At 36.6% G+C, this 20,812-nt stretch carries 19 protein-coding genes; 15 read left to right on the forward strand and 4 right to left on the reverse strand.

Going from position 1 to position 20,812, the window contains the following annotated elements:
• Positions 1 to 1,072 precede the first annotated feature (1,072 nt).
• Positions 1,073 to 1,258: a hypothetical protein gene (locus D3D03_RS16245; protein WP_147367743.1), complete on the forward strand. Its 186-nt coding sequence runs from the start codon at positions 1,073 to 1,075 to the stop codon at positions 1,256 to 1,258.
• A 1,451-nt stretch (positions 1,259 to 2,709) separates the two neighbouring features.
• Here the strand turns inward: D3D03_RS16245 and D3D03_RS17010 are convergent.
• On the reverse strand, positions 2,710 to 3,105 hold the full coding sequence (locus D3D03_RS17010; protein WP_119924142.1) for a helix-turn-helix domain-containing protein: 396 nt from the start codon (positions 3,103 to 3,105) through the stop codon (positions 2,710 to 2,712).
• 211 nt (positions 3,106 to 3,316) lie between these two features.
• Here D3D03_RS17010 and D3D03_RS17015 point away from each other — a divergent pair, with 211 nt between their 5' ends.
• Complete coding sequence (locus tag D3D03_RS17015; protein ID WP_369877697.1) at positions 3,317 to 3,553, forward strand: SDR family NAD(P)-dependent oxidoreductase; 237 nt, start codon at positions 3,317 to 3,319, stop codon at positions 3,551 to 3,553.
• Between the two features lie 287 nt (positions 3,554 to 3,840).
• Positions 3,841 to 5,274: a hypothetical protein gene (locus D3D03_RS16265; RefSeq protein WP_119924143.1), complete on the forward strand. Its 1,434-nt coding sequence runs from the start codon at positions 3,841 to 3,843 to the stop codon at positions 5,272 to 5,274.
• Positions 5,275 to 5,384: 110 nt separating this feature from the next.
• Here D3D03_RS16265 and D3D03_RS17040 read toward each other — a convergent pair whose 3' ends face one another.
• Complete coding sequence (locus tag D3D03_RS17040; protein ID WP_483297335.1) at positions 5,385 to 6,215, reverse strand: IS3 family transposase; 831 nt, start codon at positions 6,213 to 6,215, stop codon at positions 5,385 to 5,387.
• An 8-nt stretch (positions 6,216 to 6,223) separates the two neighbouring features.
• Positions 6,224 to 6,658: a helix-turn-helix domain-containing protein gene (locus tag D3D03_RS17045; protein ID WP_483297336.1), complete on the reverse strand. Its 435-nt coding sequence runs from the start codon at positions 6,656 to 6,658 to the stop codon at positions 6,224 to 6,226.
• Between the two features lie 1,155 nt (positions 6,659 to 7,813).
• On the opposite strand from D3D03_RS17045, the gene D3D03_RS16275 reads away from it, so the two are divergent.
• From D3D03_RS16275 to D3D03_RS16305, 7 genes are all read left to right on the forward strand, one after another.
• On the forward strand, positions 7,814 to 8,890 hold the full coding sequence (locus D3D03_RS16275; RefSeq protein WP_119924144.1) for a hypothetical protein: 1,077 nt from the start codon (positions 7,814 to 7,816) through the stop codon (positions 8,888 to 8,890).
• Between the two features lie 650 nt (positions 8,891 to 9,540).
• Entirely contained in the window at positions 9,541 to 10,329 is a 789-nt protein-coding gene (locus D3D03_RS16280; protein WP_158583715.1) for a ParA family protein, read from the forward strand.
• Entirely contained in the window at positions 10,313 to 11,005 is a 693-nt protein-coding gene (locus tag D3D03_RS16285; RefSeq protein ID WP_119924146.1) for a DUF3102 domain-containing protein, read from the forward strand. The genes D3D03_RS16280 and D3D03_RS16285 overlap by 17 nt, the downstream gene beginning before the upstream one ends.
• A complete protein-coding gene (locus D3D03_RS16290) occupies positions 11,002 to 11,778 on the forward strand; it encodes a ParA family protein (protein ID WP_119924147.1) in 777 nt (258 codons plus the stop codon). The genes D3D03_RS16285 and D3D03_RS16290 overlap by 4 nt, the downstream gene beginning before the upstream one ends.
• The gene (locus tag D3D03_RS16295) at positions 11,775 to 12,581 is read left to right on the forward strand and encodes a hypothetical protein (protein WP_119924148.1); all 807 of its coding nucleotides are present in this window, start codon (positions 11,775 to 11,777) and stop codon (positions 12,579 to 12,581) included. The genes D3D03_RS16290 and D3D03_RS16295 overlap by 4 nt, the downstream gene beginning before the upstream one ends.
• Positions 12,582 to 12,673: 92 nt before the next feature.
• Positions 12,674 to 13,231, forward strand: a complete 558-nt coding sequence (locus D3D03_RS16300; RefSeq protein WP_119924149.1) for a DUF6036 family nucleotidyltransferase — start codon at positions 12,674 to 12,676, stop codon at positions 13,229 to 13,231.
• Positions 13,232 to 13,262: 31 nt separating this feature from the next.
• On the forward strand, positions 13,263 to 13,613 hold the full coding sequence (locus D3D03_RS16305; RefSeq protein WP_119924150.1) for a hypothetical protein: 351 nt from the start codon (positions 13,263 to 13,265) through the stop codon (positions 13,611 to 13,613).
• A 161-nt stretch (positions 13,614 to 13,774) separates the two neighbouring features.
• Here D3D03_RS16305 and D3D03_RS16310 read toward each other — a convergent pair whose 3' ends face one another.
• Positions 13,775 to 14,530, reverse strand: coding sequence for a coiled-coil domain-containing protein (locus D3D03_RS16310; RefSeq protein ID WP_119924151.1), 756 nt, complete (start codon positions 14,528 to 14,530; stop codon positions 13,775 to 13,777).
• A gap of 1,210 nt (positions 14,531 to 15,740) precedes the next feature.
• On the opposite strand from D3D03_RS16310, the gene D3D03_RS16315 reads away from it, so the two are divergent.
• From D3D03_RS16315 to D3D03_RS16335, 5 genes are all read left to right on the forward strand, one after another.
• Positions 15,741 to 16,298, forward strand: a complete 558-nt coding sequence (locus D3D03_RS16315) for a DUF6423 family protein (RefSeq protein ID WP_051524742.1) — start codon at positions 15,741 to 15,743, stop codon at positions 16,296 to 16,298.
• A 45-nt stretch (positions 16,299 to 16,343) separates the two neighbouring features.
• The gene (locus D3D03_RS16320; RefSeq protein WP_119924152.1) at positions 16,344 to 17,624 is read left to right on the forward strand and encodes an MFS transporter; all 1,281 of its coding nucleotides are present in this window, start codon (positions 16,344 to 16,346) and stop codon (positions 17,622 to 17,624) included.
• A complete protein-coding gene (locus tag D3D03_RS16325; RefSeq protein WP_158583716.1) occupies positions 17,611 to 18,978 on the forward strand; it encodes an FAD-dependent oxidoreductase in 1,368 nt (455 codons plus the stop codon). Before D3D03_RS16320 ends, D3D03_RS16325 begins: the two co-directional genes overlap by 14 nt.
• A gap of 10 nt (positions 18,979 to 18,988) precedes the next feature.
• The gene (locus D3D03_RS16330) at positions 18,989 to 19,360 is read left to right on the forward strand and encodes a hypothetical protein (protein WP_119924154.1); all 372 of its coding nucleotides are present in this window, start codon (positions 18,989 to 18,991) and stop codon (positions 19,358 to 19,360) included.
• Between the two features lie 26 nt (positions 19,361 to 19,386).
• Positions 19,387 to 20,812, forward strand: a 1,426-nt coding sequence (locus tag D3D03_RS16335) for an AAA family ATPase (RefSeq protein ID WP_158583717.1), incomplete at its 3' end; no start/stop codon positions are given.

Below are 20,812 nucleotides of genomic sequence, written 5' to 3' on the forward strand. Positions count from 1 at the left end.
CGAGAATAAAGTCTTTATATAATACTAGAAAAATTTTCACTTTATCAGAAACAAATTATCTATTACAAATAGTGATTTTTTATTTGCAACTACTTGATTTTTATATAACCATCCATCGTTTAATCCGTGATTATTAAATCCCCCACTAATCTATTCTTCTTTTCGTTTTATCTTTAATCTTCACCTTATCCGTCTCAAAATCATACGCGCTCCGTTCAATTACTTTACTTTTTTGAAACAGATCTATAGGAGACCAAAGAACAATTATCATAAGAAGCAGTAAAATTTTCCTCCGAGTTGCTTGTTAATTCATTCATTGATAAATCTAGAGTAACTATCTATCATTCTGGCATTTCTAAGCAATTATACATCCTTATTTTATTGATTATATAAATTAGTGATTTATACTCTTTCATTCGAACAGAGACATAATTACTGTTAGAATAAATAAAATTTCTTTTAGACAATATCTTTTAAAGATCAGGAGAAATTTTACTATATCCAGTGTTTTTTATAAATATTTTCATACAGGAGGTGAGCTTATGAATATCTGCAAAGGGGATTTTACTCGTCATGATTGCTATCAATTATCTTCTACTCTTCACCATAACCTTCTGGGATGTCATTGGCCTATTCGTCTTGGTTCTAAATCCTTACTTTTACTTCAAGCCAAAACTTCAAAATCGAATAAAGTATCTAGTTTCTGTCGTTTAGATAGGCGTATTTATTGCTTTTACGATATCTCTATACATGGTGAAAGCAACAAATGAAGCGAGATCTTCCCCTCAAGAGACCGAAAGATTGGAAGCATCAAAGGAAGAATCGAAAGAGTTGAAAACGTCTTTTAAAGACACGCAACTTAAACTAAAAGAAGAGCAACGAGAAACAAAGAATTAAAAAGAAGAACTAGCGCGAGAACAGAAGTTATGTTTACAAATGGTCGAAAGCTATCAAGAAAAAGCAGACAAGCGATCTGCACTTGAGGATGACTTAAGAGAAAAAAGAAATAAATCGGATAGCTGCTGAAGAGAAAGTAGATGAACTCGAATCGGCTTTGGCGAACATTGAAACGATGATGGATGAAGCAGAGAATATTCCTGATGAGTATTACGTAGACGAAGCAGAAACAGAGGTAGCAACTGATCTGGAATACGATCTGTACGGTGCAGACCGTGATTGTGGTGACTTTTCAAGTGCGCAAGCTGCTCAAGATTTTTATCTAGCTACTGAAGGCACTGTATATGATCCCATGACTTAGATCGTGATAATGATGGGAATGCTTGTGATTGGAACTAATGTCTTTGTCAGACCTCTTTCACGTTTCGTGAACTTCATACATGAATCCTTTTTTCATATTCAACTTTATTTTACGTAAACATTTCAAAAATGATTAGATGGTAATATATGATGAATTAAGCCGTAGAAGATATCAAGCACTCGGTCTTCATTGAAAAGGTCTGGGATCAAATCTCGACCGTTCAATCTCTATTAAAGTGTTTCGCCTTACCCGTTCTAAAAAAAGTGTGCGCCAGCGCACACTTTTTTTTCTTACATGATCCAGGATAAATCATGGATGTCCGCGAACCATGTCTTGAGTGACTAATCGGATTATCATTCTATACATGTTCCATTAACCATCTCTGTTTTTGAAACGATCAAATCGTCTCCTTACAAGGTGTTTTTACAGTACGTGTTCTTTCGTTTCACGTGAAACATCATTTCCATTGAGTTTTTTCTGGTTCAGACCTACCCAGTTTCAAACATATCTCGTCATATTTTAAGAAACGTCGTGACGAAGATCCCTAATCTAATCCTTTCAGTCGATTTATGAAAACGAAATATGACTCATTGATGATTGATAGCTTATTTTTACTCGTAGATTAAAGCATTAATAATCCCTCGGGATAAATTTATTTTTTACATAAATTATGGTAGGTGAAATAATAAAAGTATGCGCCGACGCATACTTTTATTATTTCACCTTTTACTTTCATGAGACACTCATCCTATTATATGTTTAGTTTCGAAATTCAAATCTGGATTGTCGTACAATTTACATGGTCATACTTTGAATTCATATGTACAGGGATAATGACTTCAAAAAGAGGATAAATTTAGAAAGACCCTTGGTACTTTTCCTATTCAGACTAACTATGAATTCTATCCGGACCGGCGAAAGTAACTCTGTTCGATTTATTCCTTGTACCGCTTTTCGATTATCTAGAATCTGCTTTCGTACAACACTCATCCCCCTCCCTGACTCTATGGCATTTAGCATAGAATCGAGTGTATCGAACTCCATTATTTTAGAATCCGAATATCCCATTTCCTTCGCGACTTCAATCGTTCGGATCGGGTCCGGTACGTACACGTGGTGTCACTATTGACGATGAGTGTCGGGCATCTATCTTCTCCTAATCTTACATCTTGGTGGGACAAGAAGACTACATCTTCAAAAAACTATGTACAGACTCAAAGCGTTCTTCGTCGAATAATCCGTTGACGAACACTACATCAATTTCACAATAGAAAAGCATCTCTTGTAACCGCTACTTGTCCTATTTTTTCACCGACATACCAATTTCATTGTTCTCTTCCGTGAAGAGTAAAAAGATTCTTGGAAGCATAACTGCTTATATTATCTGTGTTACATTAATGGTCAATTCTTCTCTCCATTTCTTTTAGTAATTGAATTGCGAAATACGCATTCTACATTAGCTTCAGGATGTCCTCAACATAATCTAACACCTTAATCCCCTTTTCCGCCATTCTTATTCCACAATTACTATGTATTAGACGGTTGCCTAGATCGTTCTCAAGAATCTTCATGTGCTGACTAACGTTTGATTGAAAATAACCCAACTTCTCAGCTACTCTTAATACCGAATGTAATCTGCTACATGCTTGAAAATAAATAAATTCTGAGTATCCAATGCTATCTTCCTTTTTAGACATCCCTCGCATTGATACCCCGGTCATTATCAAGAATTGTACTCCCCGCTCAAATAGAAAGATAACGAAATCAATCACATAAAAGAAGAGAGGAAAATTTTCGATAATTTTAAAGGATAAAGTAACCAACGTGACAGGAGCTGAATCCGGCATAGGCCGCACGATAAAGCTCCGGTTAGCCGCTGAATGATAAAATGTTATAGTCAATTATAGTCAGTCTGAATAAGGGGCACTTGAGATCGTAGAAAAGATTGTTAACAAATTGTGGTGTAGCATTGCCTAATCGAGCCGATGTCTTAAAAGAGTGTGAGTTCTGGATATGGTCACCTATACCACCTCTATGCTTGGAAGGATTGATTTTTTGATGAACAATACAAGCATTACATCTCAGATTCCTATGAGCAAACTGAATGAAGTGAAGGAAGAGGTATGGGATTCTCTATTTGTAGTTAACGTGAAGGGCATGTTCCATTGTGTAAAAGAGGTCTTCCTATACATGAAAAAACAATCCGCACGTGCATTCGTCAATCTCGGGAGCGTAACGGGAGTGAGCGACGTTCGCTTCTTCAATCCCTTACAAAGCCACGAGTTGATGGGCTGAGAATGAGGAACAGATGAATGGTTTTGCGGGTAACCTTCCATTGGAGAGAGTCTCCACACCGGAGGAGATCGCGGATGCTATCCTATTCCAATTGACACAACCGTCCATAACGGGACAAGTCATCATGATTGATAACAGTCAAACGGTCTGAAGTTTAAATGATGCAAGATACATATAGACCGATTTATTTTTCAAAAAGTATGCGCCGGCGCACACTTTTATCAAATCTCCTCACATTTAGCAATACATGCTATGCTTGTTGTATTGAATTAAGGGGGCGATGCATTATGGACTCTACCTCATCCGTCCAACATAGACAACTTGTTGTATCTCAAGCAGCGAAGACCTTGCTAGAGAACGATGTTACAGAACAACTGATCTCCATCGATATCATCGATGTCGAAGCCTATGTAAATCAACTCTATGAAGAGTATTATGAATTTCAAAATGAAGAAGATGTTTATACAAAACTTCGTTATTATTCATTTAAGAAATTGAAACGGCGCTGGGTACGTGCAGCTGTTAAAAACTATCTTGAAAATAAAGGGCCGATGAAAGAATTACGTGGTCTTCATAAGATGTATCTTGAATACTGGGACATTGCAGGTAAGGAAGGGTTTCAGCGAAAGTTCTCTGCTGATAGTGTTGAGAAATTAATGCAGGAACATATACAAGAGCTTGAAGAATGGGCTGAGAATAATAACTTGCTGATTCATACCTACCCGCATTGGGGACAAAAAACGAAAAATCAACAAACGACGACGATGCGGACAGATATTCTAATGGTCATTGGAGAGGTTGCGAAGGAATTACAAAGAGCACAGCCGAAAGCACATGTTGCTACTTCGACTTCAATTACTGTACCATTTTTCGGAATCGCTGATCGTATGAGGAATTCGACAGAAAAATTCAATCAGGGTGAAGGCATGTTGAGTGATTTATCCCTCGATCTACATGACTATTCCGCTGTTGTCCCTAAATATAAACAAGGTGTACCGACTAATTTATCTGTTCTTGTAAGTAACGAATTCATTGCAGAGCTCGAAGGAAATGTACCAGATCTTGACGCACGCGATTTTGAAGCACTTAATGAGATTCTGTCTTATCGAGATGTAACCTTCCAGACCAGTCGGAAAATTGTTTTTCCGATTTCGAAACTCGTCAAAAAGATTTATGGAAACGATAGTGGTAAGAGCTACACTCTTACAACACAACGTCTTGTAAAGCTCGGTTATTATCGTGTTGCAGTTAGAAGTGAAGAAGGCGATCTTTCAATTTTTGGTCTCTTCTCTTCTGTCAAAATTAGCGGAGCTTCTTCTATTAAACGGGATACTCAAATCACTGTCACTGTTTCTGAAGAAGTTTATGATGATTTATTGAAACAACAGATCATTAGTATCTACGGGGAACAAATTGAGCGATTAAAGGGAACTTTCGCTTATCATTTATCCTTTGTTCTTCAAAAAGAACGGTTAAGTTCTTACCAATTGAATGAAGAAATGCCAGCAAAACGCCACTGGCGTCAGTTCACACATTCTATCCGATTTAATAAAAGTCGGAAGGCAGAGAACTTGAAAGAGCTTGAAACAAACTTGGATCGCATTAAAGAACTTGATTTCATAATCCGAGACTGGCATCGATCTGGAGATTACTACTTCTTGTACTTCCATCCATTGGAACGTTGGGAACACCATGATCGGAGTAATGCACTTTTACTTTAAGCATGTGTTAGTTAAAATTAAAAGTGTCTTACAAGGCAAATATACGAACAATGAAGAAGAGCGTACGAGACTTTGAACTGAACCAAAAAAGTTAGACATTAAATAGTTTGTCAGGCGACCTTGAGGACCTGAGTGCGGTATTCTACCGGGCTCAGGTTTTTTAGTCGTCTCTTGATGCGACGATGGTTATAGTACTCGATATAACGCTCGAGCTCACATTTGAAGTGGTCCATGTCATTGAATTCCTTGAGATACAGGAGCTCTGACTTGAGCACGGCGAAGAAGCTCTCGATGGCTGCGTTGTCGAGACAGTTTCCCTTACGGGACATACTTTGTGTGATGCCGTGCTCGTGAAGCGTACCGATGAACGCTCGATACTGATAGTGCCAACCTTGGTCGGAATGGATGATCGGTCGGGCTTCGCCGTCGAGCTTACTGATTACCTGATCCAACATTTCGCCGACGAACCCGTATGTCGGGCGGTCCGACATGGTATAGGCAATGATCTCACGGTTTCCTAAGTCCATCATTAGCGAGAGATAAAGCTTCTCCCCGAAGAGGTGGAACTCAGTGACGTCAGTCACCCATTTCTGGTTCAGGCCGGTGGCCATGAAGTCCCGTTGGAGAAGGTTTGGCGCGACCTCTCCGACCCGTCCCTTATAGGAGCGGTATCGCTTCATGCGGACAAGACACTTGAGACCGAGATCGTTCATGAGACGGCGCACGGTCTTCGGATCGTGCCGGAAGCCCTGGCGTTCGAGAAGTGCGTGGATGCGACGATAGCCACATCGCCCCTCGTGTTCGTGGAAGAGGAAATGGATAGCCGCCTTCACCTCCGCATATTTATCCTCGCCCGTCAGGCGCGTCCGCCAATAGTAATAGACGCTCCGGGCCATACCGAGCACGCGGAGGAGTCCCGGAACGGGATAGATCGACCGCAACTCGTCGATCACTTGCGCCTTGATCCGGTTCGTCGCGTATTCTCTTCTTGAACCAAGGCTCTCAATTTTTTTAACGCAGCGTTCTCCATCTCGAGGTACTCGACCCGTTCCTTGAGCTTCTCGATCTCCGTCATCTCTTCAGGATCCTTCTTCTTGTGTCTCGCCATCGGGGCACGTCCTTTCGATCTGGCGACCAGGCCCTCAGCCCCTTCCCGTTCATACGTCGATCGCCATCTTGAGATCATCCCCGGGGAAGAGATTCGGTATTTAACGGCCGCCTCTAAGTCGGACAGCCTGTTAGTCGCCATGTCGTTTAATACTTCCAGTTTAAATGCCGGTGAGTGGGTTGTATAGGAACGATCGAAGATCGTCTCTCCCCAACGCTCATAGAGACGTGACCACACATGGATCCGTTCATGTGTGATCCCGAATTCTTTCGCCAAGCTCCTGTATCCATCTCATCCCGCTAGGTAACGTTCAGCGACCTTGATCTTAAATGCCTTTGTATATTTGGCCATAAAAAACACCCCATAAAAGTTGGATTTTTATGTCCAACTTTTATGGGGCAGTTCACTTTTGTCTCGTACGCTCTTCTTGTTGCTTTTTCCTTAATGCCGACTTAAATGTGCTGCAATCTTTTTCAAGTCTATTTTAAATGTAATTATTCTTCAGTAAAATAGTAAAATTTCAATACCCTAATCTTTTGAGCACTTATGTGAAAGTAATTGTTAGAGGATCCGCTTTGAAAGAGCAAATTACCGTAGTATTTTTCAAAAGCTATACTGATGAGCTTCATGTCGTTTAATACTCATACATATATATCAAATAATGAGGATAAACAGAATACAAATAGATGATTGATAAAATAATTAGCTCCACAATAAAGAACATATGTTCTTATTAAATTTATTGAATCACACTATGTCTTTAACATATTTCACATAAGCGTTTGTGTAACTACAAATTAATGACTGATCAAAAATGTCGAATCCTGTCGTAAAACGACCAAATTTAATTTTTAAGTGGCCCGTACCGTACTAAACTCACACTTTTCTCAACATTTTAATGTCTTTTGGTCGTTTTAGACCGTACTGAAACGACACTCTGATTGTTTGGGTCGCTAAGTCCCGTACCGAAACAACATCTTAAATGAAATGGTCGCCAAATCCCGTACTGAAGCAACATTTATCAAAAAAAGTACTATTTTAATAAAAATTTTTGAGGAACTTTTTTTGTGTGTTGGTCGCCAGATACCGTACTGAAACAGCATTTTTCACTATACTGGTCGCTAAATCCCGTACTGAAATGACGCTTTTAACAACTTGGTCGTCAAATCCCGTACTGAAATGACATTTTTGCTTCATTGTCTTTGGAAATTGTATAGCTAAAAAGCACTTATACGGTGCTACTATGCGATTCTTCAGATTTTGGTCGTTTTTGACCGTACCCAAATGACATGTTTTCCGGCTCTGAAAACGGCTTCACACCAACGTTTTTTACGGTTTGGTCGCTCCTTACCGTACCGTAGTTACATTTTGACAGTTGTTCTTTTGAACAGGATACTAGGTGTAATAGTTCAGAGTAGAGGAGGTGTAGGTATGTCATTCAATCATGAGAATCGTCACGTATTAATTGCCAATAAAGTACTCATTGCGATGAGTGGTCTCACGCGATGGACAAAACGACAAGAGGGCTTTATGTATGAAAAGCACCATTATAATATCCCAGGACCGTTTTTAGCTTTGAAATGGACAAAATCACGGATCCGTCATCTCATCACACTTTTGGCTCACTGTGACGACAAAGGGATGCTCGCCCTTATTGAGAGCCAAGTATTAGCGGAATATGCCCATACTTCCGTTCGTTCCCTTCATGATAACCTACGCCTTTTTGAAGAGGTAGGCCTGCTTCGGTATTCTGTCCACTTCTCTGGGGTCATCTCGATCGAGCTGATTGACTACCTTGCAAACTATCGTGACCTCTTTGAGGAAGCTGGCACCTACCACTCAAAAACCGGCTATACGTCTGTCTGGTGTGAAATGGTTCGTCACCTGATGGAAATCGAACACGTCAATATTTTGCGTGTTGCGCTACGTGCCTTGGTTCAGGTAGAACGGGATATCCATGTCCAATCTCAGAAACAAGCCACACTCACCTATGATGAAGTGAAAGGGTTCCTGCCACGCTATTGTGGCCATCGTCTTGCCGTCAAAGGCATACTCGATCAACTTTCACGTCTCTTCCGTGTGCAGCTGGTTGAAAATACGAAGGATTTCCTCAGTGCTGTGAAAGAAAATCTTTCTTTAAAGAAACGCATACATACTGTTTCTCGCCCTCTTATGTTTCACGTGAAACTTGAGGATCAAGTGAATAGCAAGCGCATCAAAGAAGCTGAACGTGCCGATACATTGATCGGATGGTTTGATCTTCGAGAGATTGCGCGTGACTTCGTTGATTTTGATGCACTTGAAGTACCTGTGTCTTCTCTCCAGTCCCTTAGCGATACCTATGGCTTCTCGGCCTGTGGTGAAGTCTTACGAACTATTCGAAACGACTTCCATCGCTATGGAGAAGGTCTTCAAGATACAGACGTGTACCGTCTTTTCTTTGAATCGCCAATTTTATATCTCAATGAACGTCTTCAGCAGCGTTCTAAAAAATCGGCCATCGCATGATGGTCTATTTGTTGTGCTCTTTTTTGAAATATCGTGTGAAAACAAGCAGTTTATCGATACAACCTACTCATTTGCCGTGAGAAAAAGATAAAAATGTCTTTTTAAAGAGCTTAAAAGTTCAATCTTAAATGTGCTATACCTTTTTGGAAAAAAAACAAATTTTAATTAATATAAATCAAGTAAATTTTACTTATAAACAAAAAGTACTGAATTTAATCATTTTTTTAATACTTGAAAAGCAAACATTTAAGAACTTCTCCTAATTCTTTTGTCTCTTTTCAAATACATCTTTTGTTTCAAAATTGTTGGTATCAACGGTATCTTGTGCCCTTTGCTTTTTCCAATTCTTTTTAATTCTTTTTTAACTCCTTTAATCTCTTAGAATGTATTAAATACTAATAATCTGTTAGGTATCACTATTATTTTTATAAGATCCGCAAGGTCCCAACGAATCGTTGATTCTATAGAAGATAGATCATGAGAAGAATAGATTTTACAATTCAAAACCCGTATACATTTCGACGTCGAAATGTATACTCTAAAAAATACAATGTATACACAATTTTAATTTAAATATTGTTAGATTACCGATAAAATAATTGTTTTTAATGATCTCTTATGTGATGATGAAAAAGGAAAGGGGAGAAGTTATGAATATATTAACGTTTTACATATCAAAAGGCGGTTCAGGCAAAACCACATGTTCCTTAAACATGGGACATGCCTTAGGAGAGCTCGGTTACCGGACGTTACTAGTGGACCTTGATCCACAAGGTTCTCTAAGCAAATTGATGCTCAAGGAATCAGACACCATCCAATACATGACACTGTATGATGTCCATGCGAAAGGTCTTGCTATCGAAGAGATTTTATTTGATGATGAAAAACATAATATTAGTCTTCTCCCTTCAAATGAACGGAATGCACGACTTATCAATTTGATATCGGAACAAGACAAAATCTTCTTGTTGAAAGATATGCTTGCTCCACTTGCAGAGGAGTTTGACTGGATTATCTTGGACTCAGTGCCTTCTATCAATGAACTGTCAAAAGTGGTCCTGTCGTGTGCGGATCATGTAGTTGTACCCTTTATGCCGAAGAAACTGGTATTCGATCAATTAGGTAGTACCATTCGTACCATTCGTCAGGTGAAAAAGTTCTATAATGCTACTCTCGACTTAACGGGTATTATGCCAGTTGCCATCGATTTAGGTCTAAAAGGGGATCGGGAATATGCAGAGGCGATGAAGCAGTTAGCACATGCGGAGAGTCTTGCCGTTCTTCCGGCCGTTCGTCGAGCTGCCTTTATTGAGAAAGCAGCAGACAATGGAAAAAGTGTTCTTCAATACAAGTCAAAGGAAGGACTAGAACTTGCCCTACCGTTTCGAGAACTTGCACGTCACATGACCGGAGGCAATCAAAATGAAGGCACGGAATAAACAGATTCATAAAGTGAAGCCGCAAGAGCAACATCCTTACCGGAGTGGTTTGATCGATATCGGATCTGTTGTGCAAAAGTTACCGGTCTCACGTGATCTTGAAAATCTTGCGGTTGAGATTAAAGAGCTAGCCAAGGTCCAAACCATCTCAGTCTTTGAAATTGGAAAACGTCTTTCGATCGCCCGATCGGAAATGCATGATAAGCAAGAATGGCGAAACTTTTTAGATGTCGTCAGCTTCTCAAATTCGCTTGCCTCACGCTACGTTAAGGCCTATGACACATTACAACCATTTGAAGAGTCGCTTAGTACTTTGCCGGCTTCAAAGATCTTTGAATTGATGTATGTCGAGGATCCGGAAGATTTTGTTCTGCATGGTCTTCCTGTAGAAGATGGACGTAAGCCAATTGAGCAAGCAACAGTTCGAGAGATTCGTGCCAATCGTTCTAGTACATCCGGTGTAAAAGTCCGTGCTTTTCGCCAGAAAGAGGTGGCATCGACGGTTGTCTCAGCGCGAGTACCAACAGAAACATCTGAACGTATTCAGATGATGGCGAGTGCGAAAGGACTCAGCATTAGTGAGTACCTCTCAAACATAATAGAAGACACGATCAGCCGTGACATTGTGGAGAATGATCAGAATACCGATCGGCTAGAAGGGGAGGAAGAACAGTGAAGAAAATCGCATTATACAATCGTAAGGGGGGCGTTGGAAAATCGACGACGACGATTAACCTTGCCCATGTGTACGCACGACAAGGACTACGTGTCCTCGTCATCGATGCCGATGATCAGGCTTCAACCACAAACGGTCTTGGATTGACAGATGATTACGACGGGAAAGTACTTCTTGATTGTTTAATGGAAGAACATGATCCTTTTTATGTGCCGATTGAACACGTCATTGTCACGTGTGAATATGAGAACGGCACGATTCATTTAGTACCTACACGTCGCTCAGCATCCCCAACAGGACTGACGAGTCAATTAGGATATGAGTACCGTTTGAGCGAAGAATTAGCTCGTCTAGAAGAGTTCTTTGATATCTGTTTGATCGATTGTCCAGGATCCACCTCTGCGTTAAATCCATATGCGCGTTGCGCACTTGTCGCACAAGATCGAATCATCATGCCGGTTCAAATGCAAAAGTTTTCGATGGATGCTGTTTATACTGCTCCTGAGGAATTAGAGGAAATGAAACGCTACAAAGCAGATATCCATATCGCCGCCTTTATTCCAACAATGGTGAGCGCCCGTTCGAAAGGGGACGTGACGACGGTAGAAGAACTGAATGAATTAGGACAAGAGGTTGGAATTCCTGTCCTCACTACGATCCCATACATTTTAAAGATTCAATCTCTCCAACGTGAATCCCGTCCAGTCATTGATCATAAAAGTCCGGCAACCGATGCCTATTTACAGTTAGCAGAGGAGGTACGTGCCTTATGAGTCGAAGTCGTAAAAAGGGGCAGCCTACGTTCAAAAGCTTTCAAGGAACGGTAACAGAACCAGCCGTTAATGATAGTGCAACGGAATCCTTACGTGATGAACAAATAGAGGCTGTTAAAAAATTTGCAGCACCTGCGATCTCGAATCCCTATCAGTCCCTTCCAGCAACTGGCCTATCGCGTATTTTAACAAAACGGCTCCCACAAGATGTCGACGGACTGGTTCAATATTATAATCACATTGATACCATCCAAGCGACTAGCTTTGTTGAAAAATGCCGAATCTTAGCTCATGCAAATGCTTTATTCCATAACGAAGAAACAAGAGCTCAGTTTAAAGCAGAGCAAGGAAGCTGGACAGATTTCTTAACTAAAATTGGGCAAACACGTTCGCAAGTCAGTCGATACGTATCCTTCTGGAATGTCTTTGGAGAGAAACTTCTTCAGAAAGTGATCGACGTTGATTTTAGTGCTTCTAAATTAGCAGAATTGTTGACATGGCCAGAAGATCCAAAGTTGGCTTTACTGGAGGAACGGAAATATCCAACACAAAATGGAGAACTGACGGTATATGAGATGACACGTGAACAATTACGTGAAGTGAAGCGGATGTTAATTGAACGTCAAGAACAACGTACGCTTGGGGCCGAAGTGAAACCCGTAAAGCCCATGAAAGTACAGATCCGCTTTCCAGACTTAACAGATCCGCTATTTATTGGCCTGACAGAAGCTGCGCGAAAAGAGCAGGTATCAGAAGATGAAATCATCCGACGTGCTCTTCAAGCCTATTTAAATACAAAGTAAACGAAGAAACTTGGAAAGCTGCAATAGTATATATGACGATGATTGCTAAATCATCCATTTCGTATGAAACCGTTTGATCAGGAGGAACAACTATGTCTTACTCTAATCAGTACAAAGATGTTGAAGGTATCATTGATACTTTATTAGTACTTGATACATTCTGTGCCTCTAAAAACATTGAAATCGAAATCGTTATTGTAGGCGCCTCAGGAATACTTCTTTTTATAGAAATGATGAACAAGAAAACGACGTATCGTCCGACACGAGATATTGATATTCGAATAACAGAAGGTGTAGTGACACAAGAACTTAAGGCTGCACTTGAGGAGTATGAAATTGAAATTGTCGAAGGTGTTATTCAGTTTCCACCACGGGAAGATTTTCAGGAAAATGATTTCCGACATAAGATTGAAGGTCTATTTGAAGCGATTGAAGTCTATGTACCAGATATTGAACTCTTGGCGTGTACTAAAATCTTTTCTTCTAGACAGAAAGACTTAGAAGACCTTGAAAGTACAGATTTGTTGGAGTTGTGCGATAAAAGTAAGCTGCTTGAGCTTGTCGAAGAGTACAAATCAAACATGACCTGGAACGATCCGTTTTGTAATGTGCATGACTTGAGTCGAATTTTTCAGGAAAAGGGTATATAATTAGTAAAACTACTTGAGAGGAGGGTGACACATGACCGGTGAAAAAAATGCACGATTTCGAGAAGAACTGACAAACGAATTGAATCGTCTGCAAGTAGGCAGTTCGAGTTATCGTCAACAGACCGCTCAAAATGCACTAGATTTAAGTCGGCATGTTACGGCACCCGAATCTTTACGCGATCGTGAAACTGCCCGTCACTATGTTAAAAATGCTCAGTTACAGGTGCATGAAGATCAAGTAGAAGACGTGGGTAAAATGATGAGTATGGCAGCACGGCGTGCTTATAATACGCCGGAGAGCGCATTCTCAGTAGAAATGAAAGTAAAACTAGAAGAAAAACGTAATCGATTTAAAACTTTTGGATTACGAATTAAGTCATAATGCATCTTCCGTTAAATCTTAAGCAATGATTTAACGAAGTAAAATCATACAAAAAAGGGATATTATTCATTCCATTGAGAATATAAGATCCCTTTTTGTGTGCTGTAAAACAGAGAAGCCAGGTAAACCGGCCCGTTGATGAATTAGGAGTAGTATAAAAATTAGTCATTTTCGTTTTTAGAATGTTGTTGCGTCCGCTCTCGTAAAACAGCTAATTCTACTTGTTCTTGAAGTCGACGTTCAAAGGACTCTTGATCGCGTTGAGCAATGGCTAGCTCTAACAATAATTTACGATTTTCTTCTTCTAGTTGCTCCGCTCGGTGACTTCGTGTTTTAAACTCGTCCACCATATCAGCCAACGTTTTATTTTGTCGATACAATTGATCACGTTCTTCTTCTAACTTCGTAATCGTACTTTCCATATGAAAGACTTCCCGCTTCAGAGATGTTATCTCTTCTTTGTTCGTCACTTCAAGGCGTTCTCTTTGCTCCTTTGATTGCATCAGAGCAACTTCTAATTTTTCAAGTTTATCTTGTAATTCATTGATTTCTTGCTGATGAAGAGACGATTTTTCAGCATACTCAGCTTCTAACACTTCTTTTGCAAGGATCACTTCTGATTCTAAATCAGTGACTGTTTCTAGATGGCGTGATTGAATCCGCTGGTTTTCATATTGAAACTTCTCAAGGCGTGCTGCCCTTTCTTGAAAAAGAAGAGCAATCTGCTTGATCGAAGCTTCTAATACAGCATCTTCTTCGCTCAGTTTTGGATCGATTGCTTTTTGCTCAGCTAAAATAATAAATTCTTCAAATAATTGATTTGTTGTGATTTGACGCCCTTTTAGGAGTTCACCAATTTTTTCAGTGACTTCTTCAGATAGACGAAATGATTTATTTTTCATTTCAGTAGATGACATATACATACCTCATTTGCTTTTTTGTATAAAGATTAAGGAAAATTTAATATCTTCAAATTAAATAAAGATAAAGTTTAAGTTAGTATTATGACATTAAATAATCTTGGATTTTAAAGATTATTTAATAATCAAATCCAGAATTTTTAAAATATCTTCTATTATTATATTAAATCAATTTCTAACCCATTTGTAATTCATTCTTACAAAGGTTTTAGGATTTTGCGATAATTTATCTTTAACAACTTATTAAAGTTTAGGCATAATATTTCGATATTTTTCTCTATCATCAACTTGATCATTGCAAGTCCATAAACTAAATTGCCGTAATTACATAATTTTCTATATACTATACTTCTCACATTCAGACCCTATTTTCTATCATTGTAAGTTGAGTATCTACAACTTCTAAAAATAAAGGATAGATATCTAATAAGGTATTAAATGGATAAGGTGTAACGATAAAACCAGAAAAAAATATGATTTCTTTGTTATTCTAATTGTTACTAATATCAATATTTACTTTGAAATTTTCAATAAGATCTAACATTATTCATTTCAATATAATATTCAAGATTACTACTAAGTTTTATATATTATCGAAAGCCTAATATATCAATAAAAGCTATTATTCGCTCCTCATAATCTTATTGTTGAATCATAAGCCTTAATTCAAATCCTTCGCATATTAATTCAGTCTAACATAGAGAATCCTTCCTAACTAAAACAAGAGGTTGTTCAAATTAATTAATAATTTGTATGGAAATTAAAATACTAAGTATTACTTTTCTATATTTTAGTAAAACTCTTTATAAATAGAAGATGAGATTAAAGTCACGTTAAACAATTTTAAAATTTGATTTGTAGGTACTATTAAGAAATCAGTTTAAAAACATTATAAAACCACCCAAACACTATAATTGTAAAAAAGCATTAGTACATATTAATCAGTTCTACTTGATTATTACAAAAATCGATATAAACGAAAGTACTACAAATTTTTTATCAAATATGTGCTCATTATAAAAGTTCGAAAAATCAGAATTTTTTCATGGTGATTATTTATCCCTAAAAAGTTAAAAATAAACATAATTAAAACTTAATATGTAAATAAAACAGCTTAATATGGATGATTTTATCAATAACAATTATTGTATTAAGATGCTATTCTTTAGTTGGATAAAGTAGTGATAAAAAATAGGAGGATGAAATTATGAGAGCAACAGATGTTCACATGTCAGCAGCCATTGATGTAGAAAAACGTATTGTATTAGTTACTGGAAGTATTGATACAGATGAGTATCAAATCATCATGCGAGTTCCACTTCCGAGTGCGGGAGAATGGACTTTGATTAAGGCGGAAACAAACCTTACAAACGATCCTTGGATTGCTTGGCAAATGCAATTAGGTGAAGGAATTTCAATTCCAATGAAAGATGGTCAACCAGAATTATTAACTTCGCGTAATTACGGTTACACTCGATACATTCCAGAATCTAATAGTGTGATTTTCCATGGTGGTGGTGTGGAAAACAAAGGCGAGGTACGTCCAGGGGAGCCAATTTTAAAGTTCGCTAAAATTGAAACTGGTATGCCTGAAATCGTTGCAGCACACTCACGGATGATTCCAGAAGAGTTACCGGAATTTGACACTATGATCCGAAACGGTAATTTCAAGAATTCTTATCCTAAAATGGAAGTAATCACACCAGTTACTTACCTCTCTTTACCTGAAGTATTTGTAAAAGAAGAAACAGCTGTACAAAAATAATTGATTTAATTCACTACTTTATCCATTTATTCAAGGAGGGCAACTATGAAAAATATATTCAGTAACAAAAATTTTAGATTACTTTGGATTGGGCAATTAGCTACTATTTTTGGAAATAGATTTTCTGAAATTGCCCTGCCTTGGATAATCTTAAATCAAACAGGATCACCATTAAAAGTGGGGTTAGTTATTATATGTCAACATATAGGTCCTATGATTTTTTCAATACCAGTAGGAAATTTAATTGAGAAAATTAATAAAAAGAAAGTATTACTTTTTTCAGATGCAATTCAGTTTATAATTACAACTTTAATTATTATTTTTACGTTAAATGATTCGTTATCAATATCAGTTATCTCTATATTAATGTTTGTTTCTGGAATCGCTAACCTCTTTTTTAGAGTGTCATTCAACTCTATGTTGCCTAGTATTTTCGGTAGAGAAAAACTAGTTGATGTACATAATTCAATCGAAGCGGCAGATGCGGTGAGTACTTTATTAGGACCAATTTTAGCTGGTACAAGCATTGCACTACTTGGTGCAGTTTGGACAATGTCTATTGATGCTTTCTCATTTTTATTATCGTTTTTATCAGTATTATTCATTACATATAATTTTAAAATGTTTGCTAGTAAAGTTGATAACGATACAAGATCACCATCGAAAAGCATATCCTCAAAAAGTGAATGGATTTTAGGTATAAAATATATTTTTTCGAACAAAATTCAAGTTTTATTAACTTTTACTCAAGTAACTTTGTATTTTTTAACTGTTGGCGTAGGTTTCCTTACACTGATCTTAACTAAAGAAGTTAATGAATTATCTGCATTTGAAATTGGAGTTATTTTTTCTGGTGCAGGAGTAGGTAATATTGTTGGTGTGTTAATTATGAATAAAGTTAAAAAGTACAGTTGGAAAAACCTAAGTATAACACTATTTTTTGTTTCTGCAGTAGGAGTTTTACTTGTTGCATTATCTAAGGAATTCATTGTAGCTACCCTTGGAATGTTTTTATATGACGGAGCATTATCTATGATTTTCGTATTATATAGTACAGCTCGACAAGCTAGCACTCATGATCATCTTTTAGCAAGGGTTAGTAGTGCTGGTGTACTGATTAGTAGTTCTACAATTTTACTTTCGACTACAATATCAAGTTTTATTGCTGAATATTATGGACCACAAAACGCTTTATGGATATGTATTGCTCTATTATTTATAACAGCTGTTTTGTATACAAGATTAGCTGTGCCTAAATTGACTATTTCCGAACTTAAACCAGAAAAATCAGAGAATGAGGAGGAGCTACAAAGTGAAATTTATTAATGATTGCGATTCGGTATTAAATAACGAGATCAACTCTGAAATTATGAAGTTTGATAGAAATTCATTCTTTAACAACATTGAAGAGTTGCCAGTATTACAAAATAAAGTTGAAATGAATTCAAAAACTGATTTAGTCATTATTGGAACTGGGATGGTTGGAATTACACTCGCAGCAAGAGCATGGCATTTAGGATTCAAAGGAGATAGAATCACTTTAATTGATGGAAATGAGTACTTTGCAGAAAATTTCTTTAGACGTACTAAAAATTCTGAACAAAAAATTATGAGAAGTTCTTTTATACATCATGTCGCACCCAATGAAGACATTAACTTGGCAGATTTTACAAGGTTGAAGCACAATGAATTGACTAATATCGAAAAAGAGCAACTTACGTTAGCAAGAATGGGAGAGCGTTCACTTCCTTCTTTGGATATATTTTTAGAACATGTCAAGCACGTCGTAATAAATCATAATTTACATAAGAGAGCTTTTAAATTCAGTGCTGATTCCATTGAACAAAATACAACAGGTAAATGGATTATATCTGATAGTGAAGGACAAAAAATCGAATCGAAATACGTTGTTTTAGCAATGGGTCAAAGTCCTAAAGAAAATATGTATAAAGAGCACTCGATAAATGCACATGTAGACAATTTTAAAAATTATCTTAATGAAAAAGTAAAGACGGTCAATATTATAGGTGGAGGGAATACCTCGGCACATATTGTAAAGTCATGTTTAGATAGGAATTTAAAAGTTAATTGGATTATTCGAAATGAAGAAAATTATGCTTGTACAGATATTCCTCATAAGTACTGGCGTGATGAAGGATATCTTAAGTTTAGTCAGATGACACTAGACAAAAGAATGGAAGAAATAAAACGAATATATAAAGGTAGTGCCATGTTGGAGCATAAAGGAATTTTTGATGATTACAAGAAAGATAATGCTTTGACAGTTTTTGATAATGCAACTATTCAAGAAATTGATAAGAATAAAACAATTATATTACAGAATAAAACAAGAGTAGAGTCAGATCTAATCATTAGTACAATTGGTTTTGAATTAAAAAAATTACCGCAAATTAAGAACGGAATTAATACATTTAATGGTTTCCCAGTATTAAACGATTCTACTTTAGAAGCTGAGGGATTAAAAAATTTATTTATTGCTAGTTCTCATAGTGCGTTAAGTCTTGGACCAGCTGCTAAGAATATTGACGGAGCTCGAATTGCGTCAGAAAGAATCTTTAAAGAATTAGCGAAGCGAGAAGGTATAGAAAAATATAATGTGAAAAATATTTTAGAAAATTTAACTAACTGGAGTAGAAATACACCAGTTTTGAAGAAATGAGGATTTAAATTTGGAGATGTATGCGATAGACAAAGATAAAGAAGAAATGATGTTTAGTTTATTTGCTTTTGATAAATCTTATATGTATTCTGCTTTAGGATTGTTAGTGTCTACAGAAAAACTGCTTGATGTTATGAAACTTACAGAGATTATTGATCACAGAGAAACAGAATATTTATCAATTACGGATGACCTTCAATTTATTGGAAAAAAAGCATTAGATGAAATCAAAGAATTGATTTCCATAGAACTAGCGATGGGTGATAGTAGATTAGCAATTAAAAAAAATTATCATCATGTTCAACAAGCTAGTAAATCTATGGGGTATCAAAATCCATCGATTGCATTGCTAATTACTTCGATGCTAGTAAGAGGACTATAACAAATCATAAAAAAGGAATGAAGATTATGATTGGTTTAAAATTTGATTCAGAAATGGAAACTATCATTTCTGATGCTAAAAAACTATCTCTCGAAACTGAAAAAATTAACTATGTAGATTCAAAACATGTTGTTTTTATAATTTTAAAAAATACAGATCTGTTTAAGAATTATTTTCAAAAAAATGAATTGAATAAGTCTATAATTTCTGAGTATATTTTGTCAATTCCAACCACAAAGCAAAAAGAAGATGCAGAATTTTCAATTGAATTAGATGATATCTTATCAACTACTTTAAAATATCTAGACTTAATAGGTGCAGTAGAGATTACAGCTGAGATATTACTCATAAATATTTTAAAGAATGAAAAACATTTGATTTCTCAAATGCTGAATAATGAAAAGAATCAACTGGGAGTATTAAGATTTGATTTAGAAAGAAAATTTTTTAAGGGACAGCGCATATCTAAGGGACATTTACTACCTCCATCAAGCCAATATATGATTGAACAGCAAAAAATGCTGAAAGAGAAGACTAAGACATTAAATGAGTTTGGAATAAATTTAAGTGAGTTAGCTTCTAAATCTTTGCTTAGTAAAGCATTTAATAGAGATAAAGAAATTGAAAGAATAAATTTAATATTAAAACGTAAAAGTAAAAACAATCCAATTTTAGTTGGTGAACCTGGCGTTGGAAAGACAGCAATTGTCGAAAGTTTTGCTAAAACTATGTTTGAAACAGGATCAGACTATCAAATTATTTCTTTAAATATGGGAACTTTATTAGGAAACACTAAATATAGAGGCGAATTTGAAGAAAGGCTTACTAAGGTAATTAGTGAGGCCTCGTCAATTCAAAATGTTATCTTATTTATTGATGAAATACACATGATTGTTGGAGCAGGGGATAATGAGGGAAATATGGACGCCTCAAATATTTTGAAACCAGCACTAGCTAGAAGTGATTTTAAACTCATAGGATCAACAACTAAAGAAGAATATGAAAAGTATATGATGAAAGATGCAGCATTAATTAGAAGATTATCTGTTATTGAAATTCACGAACCTAGCACTGAAGAAACGTTATTAATACTTAAAGCAGTAAAAAGAGATTATGAGAAATTTCATAATGTTCAAATTAGTGATCATATTTTAGAGAAAATCATTGAATTATCGACTAAATATATGTTTAACAGATGTTTTCCAGATAAAGCGTTAGACTTATTAGATGAGGCAGCTACCTTAACAAGAACAAACAAGACAAGCCTGGTGGAACTAAATGATGTATATATTGCATTAAGTAATATGCTAAATGTAAATGATAATTTTTTCAAAATGGCAGGCGTAAAAAAATTAATGGAATTTTCAAACAAAATAGAAGAAAAATTTGAAAAAAAATGTGTGGATTTATTAAAAAATGAGTTATCAAAATATTTTTTACAAAATAATTTAA

It is taken from the genome of Exiguobacterium sp. RIT452 (genome assembly GCF_003598705.1).
Lineage (GTDB): Bacteria > Bacillota > Bacilli > Exiguobacteriales > Exiguobacteriaceae > Exiguobacterium_A > Exiguobacterium_A undae.